At 71.3% G+C, this 17,102-nt stretch carries 9 protein-coding genes; 5 read left to right on the top strand and 4 right to left on the bottom strand.

Features of this window, described 5'->3' with window-relative positions; genetic code table 11:
• Positions 1 to 17: 17 nt before the first annotated feature.
• From SSP08S_RS19925 to SSP08S_RS19915, 3 genes are all read left to right on the top strand, one after another.
• Positions 18 to 941 carry an alpha/beta hydrolase gene (locus SSP08S_RS19925; protein ID WP_026178653.1) on the top strand — a complete coding sequence of 308 codons (924 nt, stop codon included), beginning with the start codon at positions 18 to 20 and terminating at the stop codon, positions 939 to 941.
• Positions 942 to 1,063: 122 nt separating this feature from the next.
• On the top strand, positions 1,064 to 2,317 hold the full coding sequence (locus tag SSP08S_RS19920; protein WP_019069384.1) for a PucR family transcriptional regulator: 1,254 nt from the start codon (positions 1,064 to 1,066) through the stop codon (positions 2,315 to 2,317).
• 95 nt (positions 2,318 to 2,412) lie between these two features.
• Positions 2,413 to 3,054: a cutinase family protein gene (locus SSP08S_RS19915; RefSeq protein ID WP_026178652.1), complete on the top strand. Its 642-nt coding sequence runs from the start codon at positions 2,413 to 2,415 to the stop codon at positions 3,052 to 3,054.
• Positions 3,055 to 3,110: 56 nt separating this feature from the next.
• On the opposite strand, the gene SSP08S_RS19910 is transcribed toward SSP08S_RS19915, so the two are convergent.
• From SSP08S_RS19910 to SSP08S_RS19895, 4 genes are all read right to left on the bottom strand, one after another.
• Positions 3,111 to 4,844 carry a hypothetical protein gene (locus SSP08S_RS19910; protein ID WP_043259552.1) on the bottom strand — a complete coding sequence of 578 codons (1,734 nt, stop codon included), beginning with the start codon at positions 4,842 to 4,844 and terminating at the stop codon, positions 3,111 to 3,113.
• A 113-nt stretch (positions 4,845 to 4,957) separates the two neighbouring features.
• Entirely contained in the window at positions 4,958 to 5,392 is a 435-nt protein-coding gene (locus SSP08S_RS19905; protein WP_019069381.1) for an OsmC family protein, read from the bottom strand.
• 72 nt (positions 5,393 to 5,464) lie between these two features.
• Positions 5,465 to 7,387: a S1 family peptidase gene (locus SSP08S_RS19900; protein ID WP_019069380.1), complete on the bottom strand. Its 1,923-nt coding sequence runs from the start codon at positions 7,385 to 7,387 to the stop codon at positions 5,465 to 5,467.
• A 100-nt stretch (positions 7,388 to 7,487) separates the two neighbouring features.
• Positions 7,488 to 9,176 (bottom strand): peroxidase family protein, encoded by a 1,689-nt coding sequence (locus SSP08S_RS19895; RefSeq protein WP_019069379.1) that lies wholly within the window; start codon positions 9,174 to 9,176, stop codon positions 7,488 to 7,490.
• A 320-nt stretch (positions 9,177 to 9,496) separates the two neighbouring features.
• On the opposite strand from SSP08S_RS19895, the gene SSP08S_RS64210 reads away from it, so the two are divergent.
• Both SSP08S_RS64210 and SSP08S_RS19885 read left to right on the top strand, forming a co-directional pair.
• The gene (locus SSP08S_RS64210; RefSeq protein ID WP_026178650.1) at positions 9,497 to 12,382 is read left to right on the top strand and encodes an AAA family ATPase; all 2,886 of its coding nucleotides are present in this window, start codon (positions 9,497 to 9,499) and stop codon (positions 12,380 to 12,382) included.
• Between the two features lie 380 nt (positions 12,383 to 12,762).
• Complete coding sequence (locus SSP08S_RS19885; RefSeq protein WP_019069377.1) at positions 12,763 to 17,034, top strand: discoidin domain-containing protein; 4,272 nt, start codon at positions 12,763 to 12,765, stop codon at positions 17,032 to 17,034.
• Positions 17,035 to 17,102 lie beyond the last annotated feature (68 nt).

Below are 17,102 nucleotides of genomic sequence, written 5' to 3'. Positions count from 1 at the left end.
AGCGCCCTCCCGGCGGGATGTCCCGCCGTGCCGCCACGCGGTTCGCCGCGGCCACCGGGCTCGCCGTCCTCTTCGGTGCCACGGCCGGCGTGGGCCGGGCCCGGGCCGCGACGCAGGTCTCGGCTCGGACCTTCGACGTGTCGGTGTCCTCGGCCGCGCTGGGTCGCAGTGCGCCGGTGCGGCTGATCCTGCCGTCGGACTTCGCCGCGCAGCCCGGTCGGACGTATCCCGTGCTGTATCTGCTGCACGGGGCGCACGACGACTACACGTCCTGGACCCGGGAGACGGACATCGAGGCCTTCACCGAGGGGCGCGATCTCATCGTCGCGATGCCGGACGCGGGTCCGACCGGTATCCCCAGCGTCTGGCGCGAGGGGCCCGACTACGAGACCTTCCAACTCCTCGAGGTTCCGGCGCTGTTGGCCCGCGACTACCGGGCTTCCAGTGTGCGGGCGGTCGCCGGGGTGTCCACCGGGGGCTACGGCGCGATGGCGCACGCGGCCCGGCACCCGGGCGCGTTCACCGCCGCAGCGTCCTACAGCGGGATCCTCGACACCACGGCGCCCGGAGTGCCCTCCCTGGTGGACGCCATCGTGGCCCGGGAGAGTCTGGCGCCCCGCACGCTGTGGGGCAACCCCCTTCTGGACGGGCTGACTTGGCGTGCCTTCAATCCGCGCGCGCGGGCAGGCGGGTTGCGCGGCACACCCCTGTACGTGTCCAACGGCAGTGGTCTGGCCGGGGGTTCGGGCGACTGGCTGCCCGAGGCGCTGGAGAGTCTGCTGTGGCCGTCCGCGCACAGTTTCACCGGTGTGCTCGCGCTTCTCGGCATTCCGGTCACCGCCCACTTCTATCCGGGCGGTGGGCACAGCTGGGCCTACTGGAAAGGGGAGTTCACGGCCTCGTGGCCGATGCTCGCCGCAGCGCTGGGGCTGCCGGAGTGATGTCGGTGCAGCCGGGGCACGGAACGGAGCGCAGGGGACGGCCGTCCAACACGGGACGTCCCCCTCGTCCCACGGGCAACGGCCCGTGGGTGAGCCGCCTCCGGGGGAAAGGAGTGTCCGTCGTGGCCGTCCCCACCCCGCGCGGAGTTCCCGCCGATCCCGCCGCCACCCCGGTCCCGCCCGAGCTGGCCGAGCTGCTGCGCGCCCAACTGCCGCGTGTGGCCGACGAGGTGGAGGAGGAGGTCCGCAGACAGGTGCCCGAGTACGGGCTGCCGTCCGGTGCCGTCTACCGCGAGAATCTGCGGGCCGGTGTGGTGCAGGCGCTCACCCTGTTCATCGACCACATCGCCGACCCGCGCGACCAGCGGGCCGCGATGGCCACGACGTACTACGAGATCGGGCGCGGTGTGGCGCTGGAGGGCCGCAGTCTGGACGCGGTGCAGTCCGCGTTACGGGTCGGCGGGCTGCACGCCTGGCGGTTGATGGGGCGGACGGCGGAGGAACTCGGCCTGGACTCGCAAGTCGTCGCCGCGCTGGGCGAGTTGGCCTTCCGGACCGTGCACGAGGTCGCCGAGGCGGCGGCCGCCGGTTACGCGGACGCGCGGTCCGGCAGCGCGGACGAGCTGGAGCGGCGGCGCGGACGGCTGCTCGATCTGCTCCTTGGCGATGGGCCGGTGTCCCCGGAGGAGGTGCAGGACCTGGCGCACGGCGCGCGGTGGCGGGTGCCTTCGCGGGTCGCCGTCATCGCGCTGGCGGCACCGGCGGACCCGCGCACGGAGGACCGGCCGCCGGCGATGCCCGGCGCGCTGGCCGACATGGACTCACGGCCACCGCGTGTGCTGGTGCCGGACCCGGAGGGCTACGGCCGGTTCGGCGGGCGGTCGTTCGTGCTGGGCCTGGGCGGCCGTCCGGCGGCGGTCGGTCCCACGGTCCCGGTGGCGGAGGCGGCGCGGTCGTTGCGCTGGGCCACGCGGGCGCTGGGGCTGATGGGGCGCGGGGTGCTGCCCCGGCAGGGCGTGGTGCTGTGCGCCGACCATCTCTCGACGCTGCTGCTGCACGGCGACGAGCCGCTGCTCGCGCAGTTGGAGGCCCGGGTCCTGGCACCGCTCGACGCGGCGTCCGAGGGCCAACGCGCCCGGCTGGCCGAGACCTTGCTCGCCTGGCTGCTCAGCGGCAGCAACGTCCCCGATGTCGCCGCCCGGCTGCACATCCACCCGCAGACGGTCCGCTACCGCCTGCGCCAGCTGGAGAAGCTCTTCGGCGAGTCCCTGCACGACCCCGGCACCCGCCTGGACCTGATTCTCGCGCTGCGTTCGGCGGCGTCGCGGGAGAGCGAGCGCGACTCACGCGCCGACAAAAACAGGGACGGTTTCTGAATTCCCGTCCATAACACCCGGTGAAACAACGCGAATACCTTCGAGGTGTCCTTTCCACAGGCGCGTGACACGCGCCCCACCCTCAAAGGATTCTCATGCGTATTCGCTTGTGCCTGGCCGCGCTCTCGCTGCTCGGCGGAGCCGGTCTCGCCACTCTCACCGCGCCTTCGGCGTCCGCCGCCACCTGCGCGGACCTCGACGTCGTGGCCGCTCGCGGCACCTTCGAGCCGGGTACTCTCGGTCTGATCGTGGGCGACCCGGTGTTCTCCGCGCTCCAGCAGAAAATCACCGGAAAGACCCTCTCCAGCTATGCGGTGAACTATCCCGCCGACCTTTCCCTGACGTCCGCAGCGACGGGGAATCTCGACGTGGTGAATCACCTCAACGCGCAGGCGGCGGCCTGTCCGAATCAGCGTTTCATTCTCGTCGGCTATTCGCAGGGCGCGAATGTCGTCGACAACTCCATGGGGATCAGCAGTGACGGCGCGGTGGTCGGCAGCCCGATCGTGGCGACGATCCCGGCGGCGGTCGAGCCGAAGGTCGCCGCGGTGCTGCTCTTTGGCAACCCGATCCGCGCTCTCGGCAGGAGCGTCACCGGCACCTATCAGAGCCGCACCATCGACTTCTGCGCCACCGGTGACCCGATCTGCCAGAACGGCGGGACGGACGTGCTGGCCCACCTCGGTTACACCTCCGACGCCGGTGCGGCGGCGACGTTCGCGGCGGGCAAGGTCTGAGCCACAACAGCGCCGTGGGGCCCGGGAGTTGATCCTCCCGGGCCCCTGTCGGTGTGCTACTTGGGCGCTGCGGCGAATCCCGCGAGGCTGCTGGAGACGATCTCGGGCCGGCCGTTGTTCTGGACGGGCGCCGCCGTCAGGACGTCCAAGTGCTGGTATCCGGGGGCGATCACCGGGTGCAGGTCGGTCGGGATGCGGCCCGCGAGGAGTCCGTCGCCCGCGAGCACGGTGAGCGTCGGGTCGGCGGTCAACCCGCCCGGGTGGACGACGAGTTGCTTGACCTGCGGTGAGGTGGCCAGCTCGATGTCGGTGACCAGCTTGGTCGGGAAGTACTGCTCGGTGAAGTCCAGCGGCTGCTCGCCCATGCTGCGGGCCAGCTCGTGGATGTCGGTGACCTCCTTGGAGGCGTTGGTGAAGGGGGTGCCGTCGGCGGACCGGTACCCGGGGTCGTCGGCGGCGCCGACGCGGTCGTAGTTCCGCCAGGTGTAGAGCGGGCCGTGCGGCTGCGCCGGGATCGCCTTGTACTCGACGCCGAACAGCTGCGACTGCCCCGAACTCCCGTTGGCGGCCGGGAAGTTCTTGTCGGTGAGCGGCCCGCCGTCGAAGAGGCCCACGCTGCTCTGCAGGAACGCCAGCGGTTCGGAGTTGTCGTCCATGAGCGCGCCGAGCACGGCGTCGTTGGTGAGCCGGAAGTCCTTCACGGCGGGTGAGCCGGTGAGGAAGGTGGCGGTGTCCTTGGAGAACAGGAACCGGTTCGTGGCCTCGATGTTGACGTTGGAGGGGAGGTTGGCGGGCAGGTCCGACTCGCCGTCCGGGTCGCGTACGGCGCCGAGTCCCGCGATGGCGAGCAGGGTCATGGTCTCTGGGTTGAGCAGCACCGGCGCGGACAGGGAGCGGGACAGCACCCCGCTGTCGAGCCCCGCCTGTACGACGGCGTAACCGAGCCCGATGTCGGGCAGGTTGGTGTCGTCGGGGATGCTGCCGCTCAGGTCGGCGAGCGAGGTGGAGATCGTGGTGTCGAGGGCGAAGTAGCCGGCGCACTGGTTCTGTCCGGCGTCGGCCAGGGTGGCGGGGTTCCCGTCGAAGTCGGCCGCCGCGAAGTACCCGGTGATCACCCCGCCGAGCGAGTGTCCGCCGCACAGCACCTTGCTCTTGCGCGTGCCCTGGTCGGGCAACTCGGCGACGAGCAGGTCGTATTCGTCCCGCACGGTCTGCTCGATGCCGAGCTTCGCCATCCAGCCGAGCTGGTCGTTGCCGACGAACCCGGCGAAGGTCCGGCCGTCGACGGCCTTGCCGCGGTAGTAGTAGTCGACGGCCGTGTGCTGGTCGCCGGAGGCGATACCGGTGGGGTCCTCAAGGCAGTTGGAGCGCCAGTCCAGGGCCCAGAGCTCGAAGTGCCGTCCCTGCGCGGCGGCTTGGGCGACCGTGTCGCGGGCGACGCTGTCGAAGGCTCCGGCCCCTTCCAGGATGCCGGGCTGGGCCACGAGGATCCGGTCGGCGTCGGCCGACGCGCGCGGGCCGTCGGCGGAGCGGTAGCGCAGATACGACAGCCAGTCGCACGCCGCCGGGCGGGCGCCGAACGACTGCGGCAACGGCACTTTCACCCGCACCACCGACTCGACCACACCGTCGGCGGGGTGCGTCGACGCGACCGGGGTCTCGGTGCGCGCGCTCTCGCCCTGTGCCTGCGGGGCGGCGGCGGTGAGCGTGCCCGCGGTCAACAGTGCCGCAAGCGCGGCACCGCGCCACGTCCTCGCCCTTGTCCGTTCTGTGCTGCGACTCGTCTTCATGGCCGGACCGTAGGGCGCTCGCGCCCCGGGGATCAGGCAGTGCTCACAAGAACGCAGCGCCTCGCGAACCCCTTGTCACCGGCCCGCAGAGAACAGGGAGCCTTCCGTGCCCGTCAGACGTCCTTGATCGTCGCGGTGACGGGTGTGCCGGTCTCCACCGTGCGGCTGACCGTGCACAGCCGGTCGTGGGAGACGGTGACCGCCCGGGGCAGGATGGCGCGGGCCCGGTCCCCGGCCTCGCCCGCCGGGAAGGTCACGGCGAAGGTGACCGCGAGGTCGGTCATCCGGTTGCCGAGGTCGTCGCTGACCTTGTTGCCGGTCACCGTGACGGTGAACCCGTCCGGCTCGGCGTGCCGGGTGGTGGCCACGTCGACGTCGGCCGCGGTGCAGCCCCCGATCGCTGCGAGCAGCAGCTCGACGGGGGTGAACTCGGTGCCGCCGCCGTTCGCGGTGCCGAACTCGACGGTGCCGCCACGGGCGTTGGTGGCGGTGAACCGGCCGGGGCCGGTGCGGTCGACGGTGACGAGGCGCAGGGAGTTTTCGCTCATGCCGGAGATCTTTCCAGAGAACCCGGCCGGATCCCCCGCCGCGCGCCGCCGACCTTCGTCACCGGACAGGCCCTAGGGGCGGGCCGCGCGGCCGATCTCGGCCGCGACGGAGGCGTGGGACAGGTACTGCGTGATGTCGTGCGCCCGGTCCTTGCGGTTGGGGCACAGCACGTCGCGGACCTGTGGCCAGTCGTCGTGGAGCGGACAGCCGATGGCGACGGCGTCCGCGGCCGCCCACGCGTTGGTCCACACGTCGACCTGACCGGGGTGGACCGGTCCGCCGACGAGCAACCGCTTGTACACGGCGTCGAGTCCGAGCGGGCTGCCCGCGGTCACCAGCAGGGGGACCGAGGTCCGGTCCGGCAGCCTGGTGAACAGGTCGAGCGCGACGACGGTGCCCAGGCTGTGGCTGACCAGCACGAACTCGCCGCCTTCGGGCAACCCGGCCAGCACCGCCTCCAGCACGGCGTCGCGTACCGACTTGTTGCCGAGGTAGGCCGCTACATCGCGGAACACCGTCGCGATCACGACGTCGTCGAGGCCGCTGCGGGCCGCGATCCAGGACAACGGCCGCTGCAGCGCGGCGACCGCCCCGCCGAGCAGCCCCGACTCGTGCGCGGCATCGGACGCCCGCTCCGGCGCGGGCATCCCGGCGGCCTCGGCGGCTTCCGTCAGCAGCGCCGTGTACACCGCGCGGGCGGCCGAGTCGACGGGCACGTACGCCTCGGCCGTGGTCGTCGCCGTACCGGGGGCGACACTCTCGCGGGTGACCGAGGCGGCGGCCAGCGCGTCGCCGTAGAAGGGGAACCAGACATCGGCGGGGTCCAGCGGCGCGAGGCCCGCCGCCGCGAGGCCGGTGGCCAGGCCGCCGCACCAGCCGGTGCGCAGCTCGGCGGGGTTGTGTCCCTGCTGCCCGCGGCCGTGCAGGAACACCACGGGTCGGCCGTGGCCGGTCCGCCCGGTGACGCCGAGCCGCTCCTGAACTCCCCCGCCTCCGGCCGGCGGGACGGGACGAGCGTCCGGCGACACCGCCGGCGCCGCTTCCCTCGGCACCGCCTGGGGGCCCAACTCGGCGAGCAGCGCCCGCTGTTCGGGTGGCGGCTCCGCCGCGGCGAGGTGCCGCAGGACGGCGCTGACCCGGGCTCCTTCGTTGGCGATCCAGCCCGCGCCGTCGGGATCGGGCACTCCGGCGTGGTGCAGCGCGACGACCTCCCACTGGTCGTTGAACACGGGCGAGCCGGAGTTTCCGGGCTCGGTGTCCGTGCGGTAGTGCAGGAACTCGGGCAACTGGTTGAGGAGTTCGTTGGCGCGGACCGCGATCTCCTTGGGCCGTGCGTCCGGGTGGCCGACGATGTTCACCGGCTCGCCGATCACGATCTTCCCCTGCTGCGCGATCAGCTTCAGCCAGCCGTGGGTCGTGCCGGGCCGCGTCCCGGCGGCGCCCGCCGAGACCGCGACGAGTGTGTAGTCGAGCGCGGGGTCCGTGACGAACAGTTCGTCCGGGGCGAGATCGTAGGAGTCGACCGGTTTGGCCGTGCCGTCGACGTCGGATTCGAGGTCGAACTCCGCGAAGGACCCGGTCGCCGTCGCCGCGTCGGGCAGCACGTGGTTGTTGGTGAGCAGCAGGCGCTCCCCCACGAGAAATCCGGTGGCGAACCCGGCCCGCCGGCCGCCCTCGATGATCGAGACGCGCGCGACCGCGCGGGCCGCACGCGCCCCGCGGTCAAGGAAGTTGACGCTCTGCAGCTCGCTCGCGGCGCCGAGGATCCGTTCGAAGACGACGGCGGGACGCACCGGTTCCCCGTCGGACGGCAGGGCACCCGGATCGACCTCCCCCTTCCGCAACAGCCGCTCCGCGCGGGCGCGCAGCTGCTCCTCGCTGTCGGCGGCGAAGGGCGTGCCGGTCTCCGCCTGCCGCCGCCGGATGTCCGCGCGTTGGGCCACCGTGTCCCGGTAGCGCTCCGTCATGTTCTGCTGCTGTTGTCGTAGGTCCATGGGCGCATGCTCCGAGGAGCGGGACAAACGACGCTTCGGGGAATTCCCTACGGTGCGCCGCGCCCCCGCCGAAGCGGCTCGGCGGGGGCGTGACGTCGGGTCAGAGGACGCGGGCGAACCGGAGGAAGTCCGCGATCGTGCGCACCGGCCGACCGTTCGGGAGCAGGACTCCTTGGGCGGGGCTCCAGCTCGTCCGGTTGACGTACGAACCGGGGTCCTTGCGGAGCTGGCCGATGAGGGTCTCGGCGACGATGCGGCTGCCGACCTCGCCGAGGCGTCGGCCCAGCTCCCTCACCTCGGCCTCCTTGAGGATGTAGAACCACAGCGGGGTCCTGTCGAACAGGCCGCCCGCCTCCAGGGCGTCCTTGACCGGGCCGCTGCTGTCCTGCTCCAGTTCCGCGCGGGTGAGGGGCGCGACGCCGAGCGCTTCGGCGACCGCCTGTCCGGTGGGGGCGGCGAGCCGGTAGCCGCGCAGGAGGTTGCGTTGGGCCAGGTGCTTGAGCAGTTCCTTGATCCGCTCGGGCAGGCTCGGGTCGTTGCCCTCGTTGCGCAGTTGGGCGAGCGGGGGCGCGAGCCTGGTGTCGATGAGCCGCGCGAAGCGGTTGCCGAACTGGCTGTTCTTGTCGACCATCCGGTCCCATTCGGCCGGCCAGTTCGACGGGAGCGTCGTCAGCGGGCCGACGAAGCCGCCCCTGCCGGTGAACTGGAAGAGCTGGTCGAGGGTGGACACGGGGGCCCTGTCGCCGGGGCGGCCGAAGTTGCGGTTCCAGTCGTAGGCGCCGCGCACCATGCTGTGGCCGAAGCGGAAGGCCGCCACCGAGAACTCGATCGGCATGTAGGTGCCGCGCCGGTCCAGGTCGAGCAGGTTCCCCTCCGCGGTGTCGACGAGGTCGACGACGTCGGGGCGGGCCACGGTGCGCAGATAGTCGTGCACGCTCAACCACTGGTAGGTCCACCGGGTGAGGTCCCTGGCCCGGCGGAAGACCTCGGCGTCCGACTCGAACTCGGGCTCGTTCGCACGCACCCAGTCGACGGCCGCGTTGTGGAACCGCAGGAAGGCGACGTGCAGTTGGGCCACCACGAGGTTCTCGTCGTTGCGTGTGTCGCCGACGAGCGGGGTGCGGTCGGCCTTGCGCGGCAGGTCCCGCTGTGTGTCGTCGACCGGGGGGATGAGCGCGCCCACGGTGGCGGGAACCGGCGAGAGCAGGCCCAGCCGGAGCTTGATCCCGTCGTAGGGCACGGCGTCCGTGCCCGCCACCGGTGGCGCGAACGGTCCGTCGCCGTAGACCGAGTCGAGGTTCAGCGTCGGGATCCGCAGGTTCTGCAGCTTCTCGACCACCTCGTCCGGCGGCACCGGTGGCAGGTTCTCGTCGGTGATGTTGATGACCAGGTCGCGGTCGGTCGCGGCCGTCAGATCGTGGTCGACGAACTGGCCCCAGTACGTGTAGACCGGCGGAATCGGCGAGTTGAGCTCGGGGTCGCGCACCTCCTCGGGGGTCTCCACGATCGCCGAGCCCAGTGCGAGCAGGGCTTGGACGACCTTGGGGACGTCGTCCGTCGGCAGGTGGTTGTCCGGGAACTTCTTCGCGAGGTCGGGAAACAAGTAGTCGAAGGAAGTGGTGCCCACGTGCGCCGCGTCGTCGGTGGACTCCTGGACCACCGTGCTGCGCGTGCTGAGGCTCTCCTGGGTCTGGGCGGTCTTCTCCGCCTCGTCCGCACTGTCGAGGATCGCGTGTCCGCCGTGCGTGAGGTTCGTGATCACCCGCCGGAACTGTCCCTGCTCGGCCATCCCTGCCCCTTCCAGGTCTAGGAGCACGCGAGCCTTCCCGAACGCCCGCGGCACGGCTTCGGGGAACTCCCTCCCTCCGCCCGGGAGATGCGCCCCCGCCGTGCTGAGCGGCCCGCCCGCCGGAACTCCTACGCCACCTGCCGCACCGCCGGCGCCGGATGCACCCGGCAGGTCCTACGCCCCGTGCGCCCACCGCGCGGACGACACCGTACGGAGGCCGTCGTAGGACCGTCCCGACCCCTCACGCCGATCGCCCTTCCGGGGGCACCCTGGAGCCATGACGGACCGCCGCTGGGGAGCGGCGGAGGTACGGGGGCGTCATGGAAGAACCAACGATGACGGGCGTGCCGACGGGCGGCTCGGGGGTGCGCGGGCCGACGTCGGCCGTGGCGCACGAGCCGTACTGCGTCCTGACTTCCGACGTGCCGGACGAGGTGACGTCCGTCCCGCGGCCCGGTGCCCTGGTCGGCCGGCGCGCCGAACAGGATCTGGTGAACGGCCTGGTGGACGACCTGCCGCAGCGGGGCGGCGCGCTGCTGCTGAGCGGTGAACCGGGGATCGGCAAGACGATGGTGCTGCGGCACGCGGCCGCCCGCGGCCAGGACGCCCGGGTGCTGTGGGCCTGCGGGGTCGAGTCGGAGGCCGTGCTGCCGTACGCGGTGGTCGCCGATGTGCTGCTGCCGCTGCGCCACCACTTCGGCGACCTGCCGCCGGCCCAGCGGAAGGCCGTCGAGGGCTGTCTCGCGCTCACGGACGTGGCCGAGTCGAACCCGTACGCGGTGTGCGCGGGCGCGCTCGGCGTGCTGGCCGCGGCCGGAGAGGAGTGGCCGCTGCTGATTCTCGTCGACGACGTGCACTGGGCCGATCCCTCCTCGCGTCAGGTCCTGCAGTTCGTGGCCCGGCGGCTGGCCACGGAGCGGGTGGCCCTGGTCATGGCGGCGCGCCGGGGGCAGGAGGAGGACAGGATCCAGGAGAGCGTGCCGCACACCACGCTGAGGCCGCTGACCGACGACGAGTGCTGGACGCTGTTGCGGCGGCAGGCACTCGACCGGGCGGACCGGGCGGCGGGCCGGATCGTCCGGCTGGCGCACGGCAACCCCCTGGTCCTGGTGGAGTACGCGGCGGCGCTCGCCCGGACCCGTGCCTGCGGAGCCGAGCCGTGGGACGACTCGTGGGAGGCACCCGGGCCGCTGGTGGAGCGGGCGTGGCGCGGAATGCTGCGCATGCTGCCGCCCCGCAGCCGGGAGGCGCTGGTGTACGTCGCCGCCAGCCGCACCCCCCAATGGCCGCTGCTGCAGAGGGCGTTGGCGTCCGACGGACTCACGACCGCCGATCTGGACGCGGCCGAGGCGGCCGGGCTGGTACGGATGCGGGACGGCGCCTGCGAGCTGCGGCATCCCGTGCTGCGGCCGGTGGTGCTGGGGCAGTGCGCCACGGTCCGGCGGCTGGAGGTCTACCGGCGGCTGGCCACGCTGAGTTCGGGCGAACTGCAGACCTGGTACCTGGCCGCCGCCGCTCCCGGTCCTGACGAGTCGGTCGCCGCGCGCCTGGTGTCCGACGCCGGACAGGCGCGGCAGCGCGGGGCGTTGGCGGCCGCCGCACCCGCCTGGCGCCGTGCCGCCGAGCTGTCGCCGGACCCCGCGGACGCGGCCCGCCGACTGTTCGAGGCCGCGCACGACGCCTTCTACGGCGGTACGGCGCGCGACGCCGCCCAGTGGTGCGAGCAGGCGCTGTCCCACAGCCGGGACCCGTTGCTCACCGCGGACATCGAGTTCCTGCGCGGCCAGGCCTGTACCTGGCTCGGAGATCCGGGCCGCGCGCACCAGTTGCTGGTCGGCGCCGCCCGGACGGTGGAGCCGGTGGACCGCTCACGTGCCTCCCAGTTGTACGGGGCCGCGGTGGTGCCCGCGACGATGGACGGGCGGATCCGCGACGCGTGCGACATCGCCGCGCGCTGCGAGAAACTCGCGGACGGCACCCACGGCATCGGGCGCAGGCAGGCCGCCGTCATGCGCGCCCGGGCGCAGGTGCTGGGCGGCGATGTGCGCGAGGGCCGTACGACCCTGCTCGCTCTGCTGGAGGAGACACGCGGCCGAACGGGTCCCGAGGAACGCCAGGTGACGATGGAGATCGCGCAGGGCCTGTCCTGGACCGGCGACGGGGACCTCGCCCGCCGGGTACTGGACACGGTGATCGAGGGGATGCGCCGCGACCACTCCCCCGCCCTCCTGCCGTACGCGCTGCTCGCGCGGGGCCAGGTGGAGATGTGGTCGCGCTGGCCGATGGCTCGCGCGGACGCCACCGAAGCCCTGCGCTGGGCGGAGGAGTTCGGGCATCTGGCGATGACGGGGTACGCCCTGGTCCAGCTGGCGCGACTGGACGCGCTGCGGGGCGACTTCGCGCAGTGCCAGGAGCGGGTGGCGCAGTACGAGCGCTGGTGCGGCGGCCGGCTGCGCGGTCTGGCTCTGTTCGCCCGCGGTGCGCTCGGTACGTCCGCGCTCGCCGCCGGTGATCCGGAGGCGGCCCGTACGCATCTGGAGGCGGCGTTCGCCCTGGCGGACGAGATGGGGCTGGTCAATCCCTGCCTCATGCCGTGGGTGGCCGACCTCGCCGAGGTCTGTCTGCGGACGGGGGCACGGGAGGGAGCCGTCGCCGTCGCGGACTGGCTGCGGGAGCGGGAGTCGGCGACCGGTCTGGCGTGGCCGGCGGCCGCGCACGCCCGGTGCCGGGTGATGCTCGCGCGGTCCGCGGAGGAGGCCGCCGACTGGCTGGCCGTCGCCGAACGCGTCCAGGCCGGCAAGGAGATGGCCTTCGAGTCGGCTCGGACCCGGCTCGTCGCGGGAGAGGCGCTGCGCCGGTTCCGGCGGCCGTCGGCGGCGCGGGAGCCGTTGCTGCTCGCGCAGCGGACGTTCACCGCGCTGGGCGCCGTGCCGTGGGCCGTCCGGGCGGAGGCGGAGGTCGCGGCGGCCGGGCACCGCTCCGCCGTCCACGGGAACGAACCGCCCGCGGTCGCTCTGCTCACACCGCAGGAGCTCCAAGTGGCGCGCGCCATCGGTGAAGGCCTCAGCAACGTGGAGGCCGCCGCGTCGCTCTTCCTCTCCCGCAAGACGATCGAGGCCCATCTCACCCGCGTCTACCGCAAGTTGGGCGTCCGTTCCCGCTCGGACCTGGCCCGCTGCCTGGCCCGTGCCGGGGTCACCGGGTAGCGGGCCGGGTCCGCACCTCGCCGTCGACAGCGCCGGCGAGATTCACGCAAGAATTTACTCTTCTTGCGTCCACTTGCGCTCTCGAAGCGCAAGGCCACAACCGGCATCGAGTCGTGGACCGACCGCCCACCCGACTCGACAGTGACGCACGCGCCGCCACCACTCCCAAGTCATGGGTGCTTCTGGTGAAAATTGTGCTGCTCAGGCTGTAGACCTGTCCATGTCACTCTGCAATATTTCGATGAAACAGCGCAAAAACCAGAGGACATGGCACTCCGCACCCCCAGTTCGTCCTGCACCTTTCTGCACCACTCCGCCAGGAACGAGCCGCCCTCGCCGCCCCCACCGGCGCGCGAGCCTCCGCAGGAAGCGACCCCCGCATGACTCGACACAAGCAGAGATCCCCCGGGCGGCGCGCAGCGACCGCCGCGCTCGCCGCCACCGTCATGGTCCTGGGCCTGCCCGCCGTCGCCGCGCACGCGGCCGGCGGCCCCAACGCCGCGGCCGATGCCAGGACTTCGGCGGGCAGCACCCGTGGAAAGCACACCGCCGCGAACATCACCGACGGCGACCTCGACACCTACTGGCAGGCCGGGAAGAAGTCGGCCCAGTGGGTGCAGACCGACCTCGGGAAGAGCAAGCGCGTCCGTCAGGTCGTGCTGCGGCTGCCCGAGGGCTGGCAGTCCCGCAAGCAGACGTTCGCGCTCCAGGGCAGCGACGACGGCAAGAGCTTCGCCACCCTCAAGTCGTCGGCGCAGTACGTCTTCGGCCCCGCCAACGACAACACGGTGAAGGTCTCCATCCCCGCGACCCTCGCCCGGTACGTACGCGCCGACTTCAGCGCCAACTCGGTCGCCGGCACCGCCCAGTTGGGCGAGATGCAGGTCCTCACGACCGCCGCCTCGACCCCCAACCTCGCCCAGGGCAAGCCCTTCAGCGAGAGCGGCCACGCGGACGTCTACGGCGCGGCCAACGCCGGTGACGGCAACCGCGACACCTACTGGGAGAGCACCAACAACGCCTTCCCGCAGTGGCTCCAGGTCGACCTGGGCTCGTCGGTGAAGATCAACCAGGTGACGCTGCGGCTGCCCAGCGGCTGGCCGAGCCGGAGCCAGACCTTCAAGATCCAGGGCTCGACCGACAACGCGAACTTCACCGACCTGACGGCATCGAAGGCGTACACCTTCGACAGTTCCGACGACCAGTCGACGACGATCAGTTTCGACACGACCACCACCCGGTACGTGCGCGCGCTGTTCACCGCCAACACGGGCTGGCCCGCCGGGCAGGCGTCCGAGCTGGAGGTCTACGGGCCGGTCACCGGCGACACCCAGGCGCCCACCGCCCCGACGAACCTGGCCTACACCGAACCCGCCACCGGGCAGATCAAGTTGACCTGGAGCGCGGCGACCGACGACACGGCCGTGACGGGCTACGACATCTACGCCAACGGTCAGTTGAGGGCGAGCGTCGCCGGGAACGTGCTGACCTACACCGACACGCAGTCCGCCGCCACCGACGTCACGTACTTCGTGCGGGCCAAGGACGCGGCGGGCAACGTCTCCGCGAACAGCAACAGCGTGACCCGCAAGGGGACGGGCGGCGACACCCAGGCCCCGACCGCGCCGGGCAACCTCGCCTACACGCAGTCGGGCAGCGACGTGAAGCTCACCTGGCAGGCGTCGAGCGACAACGTCCAGGTGACCGGCTACGACGTGTACGCCAACGACCAGGTGATCAAGTCCCTTGCCGGTGACGTGACTTCGTACACCGACACCCCGTCGGCGACGGCCACGGTCACTTACTACGTGAAGGCGAAGGACGCGGCCGGGAACGTGTCGGTGGCGAGCAACAGCGTCACCCGGGCGGGCAACGGCGCCGGCTCCGACCTCGCGCAGGGCAAGCCCATCGAGGCCTCCTCGTACACGTTCACCTATGTCGCCGCGAACGCCAACGACGGCCAGATCGCGACCTATTGGGAGAGCGGGGGCGGCGCCTACCCGGCCACCCTCACCACCAAGCTGGGTGCCAACGCCGACCTCAGCCAGGTCGTTGTCAAGCTCAACCCGGACGCCGCCTGGTCCACGCGTACGCAGAACATCCAGGTGCTCGGCCGTGACCAGGACGCGACCGCGTTCACGAGTCTCGTCGCGGCGAAGGACTACACGTTCAACCCGGCCACCGGCAACACGGTGACCATCCCGGTCTCCGGCGCGGCGGCCGACATCCAGCTGAAGTTCGCCTCCAACACGGGCGCCCCGGGCGGGCAGGTCGCCGAGTTCCAGGTGATCGGCACCCCGGCCGCGAACCCGGACCTGAAGGTCACCGGCATCACCAACTCGCCTGCGGCGCCTGTCGAGTCGGACGCGATCACTCTCTCCGCGACCGTCACCAACAGCGGCAGCAAGGCGTCGAAGGCGACCGACCTGAACTTCACGCTGGGCGGCACGAAGGTCGCCACGGCCGACGTCCCGGTTCTCGCGGCCGGCGCGTCGACGACGGTCACCGCGAGCATCGGCGCCCGGGACGCGGGCAGTTACCCTGTCGGCGCCGAGGTGGACCCGTCGAACAAGGTCATCGAGCAGAACGAGGGCAACAACACCTTCACCCGCTCCGACGCCCTCGTCGTCAAGCCGGTCTCCAGCTCCGACCTGGTCGCCGCACCGGTGGCCTGGACCCCGTCCAGCCCCTCCGCGGGCGACAACGTCGCGTTCAGCGTGGCGATCAAGAACCAGGGCACGACGGACTCGGCCTCCGGCTCCCACGCCGTCACACTGACGGTCCAGGACGCGAACGGCGCCACCGTCAAGACACTCACCGGCTCCTACAACGGCACCATCGCCTCCGGCCAGACCACCGCACCGATCAGCCTCGGCTCCTGGACGGCCGTCAACGGCAAGTACACCGTCAAGACGGTCATCGCCGACGACGCCAACGAGGTGCCGGTCAAGCGCACCAACAACACCACGACACAACCCCTGTTCGTCGGCCGCGGCGCCGACATGCCGTACGACATGTACGAGGCCGAGGACGGCACGGTCGGCGGTGGCGCCACGGTCGTCGGCCCCAACCGGACCATCGGCGACGTCGCGGGCGAGGCGAGCGGCCGCAAGGCGGTGACCCTCAACTCGACCGGCCAGTACGTCGAGTGGACCACCCGCGCGGCGACCAACACCCTGGTCACCCGCTTCTCGATCCCGGACGGCACCGACTCGACGCTCGACGTCTATGTGGACGGCCAGTTCCTCAAGGCGATCGACCTCACCTCCAAGTACGCCTGGCTGTACGGCAGCGAGACCGCGCCCGGCAACTCGCCGAGCGCCGGAACCCAGCGCCACATCTACGACGAGGCAAATCTGCTGCTGGGCAGGACAGTTCCGGCAGGCTCGAAGATCCGCCTGCAGAAGGACGCGGCCAACTCCTCCACCTACGCGATCGACTTCATCAACCTCGAACAGGCGACGGCGATCCCGAACCCCGACCCGGCCGCCTACACGGTCCCGGCCGGCTTCTCGCAGCAGGACGTGCAGAACGCGCTCGACAAGGTCCGCATGGACACCACGGGCAAGCTCGTGGGCGTCTATCTGCCGGCCGGTGACTACGAGACCTCCAGCAAGTTCCAGGTCTACGGCAAGGCGGTCAAGGTCGTCGGGGCGGGACCGTGGTTCACCCGCTTCCGCGCCCCCTCCTCGCAGGAGAACACCGACATCGGCTTCCGCGCCGAGTCCACGGCCAACGGCTCGACGTTCTCCGGCTTCGCCTACTTCGGCAACTACACGTCCCGAATCGACGGCCCCGGCAAGGTCTTCGACTTCTCCAACGTCTCCAACATCACCATCGACAACATCTGGGCCGAGCACATGGTGTGCCTCTACTGGGGCGCCAACACCGACAACATGACCATCTCGAACTCCCGCATCCGTGACACGTTCGCCGACGGCATCAACATGACGAACGGCTCCACGGACAACCACGTCGTCAACAACGACGCCCGCGCCACGGGCGACGACAGCTTCGCCCTCTTCTCCGCGATCGACGCGGGCGGTGCCGACGAGAAGAACAACCTCTACGAGAACCTGACGTCGACGCTCACCTGGCGTGCGGCCGGTATCGCCGTCTACGGCGGCTACAACAACACCTTCCGCAACATCCGGGTCGCCGACACCCTGGTCTACTCCGGCATCACGATCTCCTCGCTGGACTTCGGCTACCCGATGAACGGCTTCGGGACCGATCCGACGACGATCGAGAACGTCTCCCTGGACAGAACGGGCGGCCACTTCTGGGGCTCCCAGGTCTTCCCCGCCATCTGGGCGTTCTCGGCCTCGAAGGTCTTCCAGGGCATCAGGGTCAACGACGTCGACATCGACAACTCCACCTACGGAGGAGTGATGTTCCAGACCAACTACGTAGGCGGACAACCGCAGTTCCCGGTGAAGGACACGATCTTCACCGACATCTCCATCACCAACTCCAAGAAGAGCGGAGACGCGTTCGACGCCAAGTCCGGGTGGGGCATCTGGGCCAACGAGCTCCCCGAACCCGGTCAGGGACCGGCCGTCGGTTCGGCCACCTTCGTCAACCTGCGGATGAGCGGCAACGCGCAGGACATCCGCAACACCACGTCCACCTTCACGATCAACGTCCAGTAGTTCCGGCCACCACCCCATGACGCGGGGCCGCCCTTCCTGACAAGGGCGGCCCCGCTTCACGCTGTCGA

The organism is Streptomyces hokutonensis (assembly GCF_000376565.1).
In the GTDB taxonomy this organism is placed as follows: Bacteria; Actinomycetota; Actinomycetes; order Streptomycetales; family Streptomycetaceae; genus Streptomyces; species Streptomyces hokutonensis.
This window is presented reverse-complemented; position numbering and strand designations above follow the sequence as displayed.

Coding starts and splice junctions, on each gene's coding strand:
- SSP08S_RS19915 (WP_026178652.1), top strand. CDS start 2,413: ATGCGTATTCGCTTGTGCCTGGCCGCGCTCTCGCTGCTCGGCGGAGCC.
- SSP08S_RS64210 (WP_026178650.1), top strand. CDS start 9,497: ATGGAAGAACCAACGATGACGGGCGTGCCGACGGGCGGCTCGGGGGTG.
- SSP08S_RS19900 (WP_019069380.1), bottom strand. CDS start 7,387: ATGGACCTACGACAACAGCAGCAGAACATGACGGAGCGCTACCGGGAC.
- SSP08S_RS19885 (WP_019069377.1), top strand. CDS start 12,763: ATGACTCGACACAAGCAGAGATCCCCCGGGCGGCGCGCAGCGACCGCC.
- SSP08S_RS19925 (WP_026178653.1), top strand. CDS start 18: ATGTCCCGCCGTGCCGCCACGCGGTTCGCCGCGGCCACCGGGCTCGCC.
- SSP08S_RS19910 (WP_043259552.1), bottom strand. CDS start 4,844: ATGAAGACGAGTCGCAGCACAGAACGGACAAGGGCGAGGACGTGGCGC.
- SSP08S_RS19895 (WP_019069379.1), bottom strand. CDS start 9,176: ATGGCCGAGCAGGGACAGTTCCGGCGGGTGATCACGAACCTCACGCAC.
- SSP08S_RS19905 (WP_019069381.1), bottom strand. CDS start 5,392: ATGAGCGAAAACTCCCTGCGCCTCGTCACCGTCGACCGCACCGGCCCC.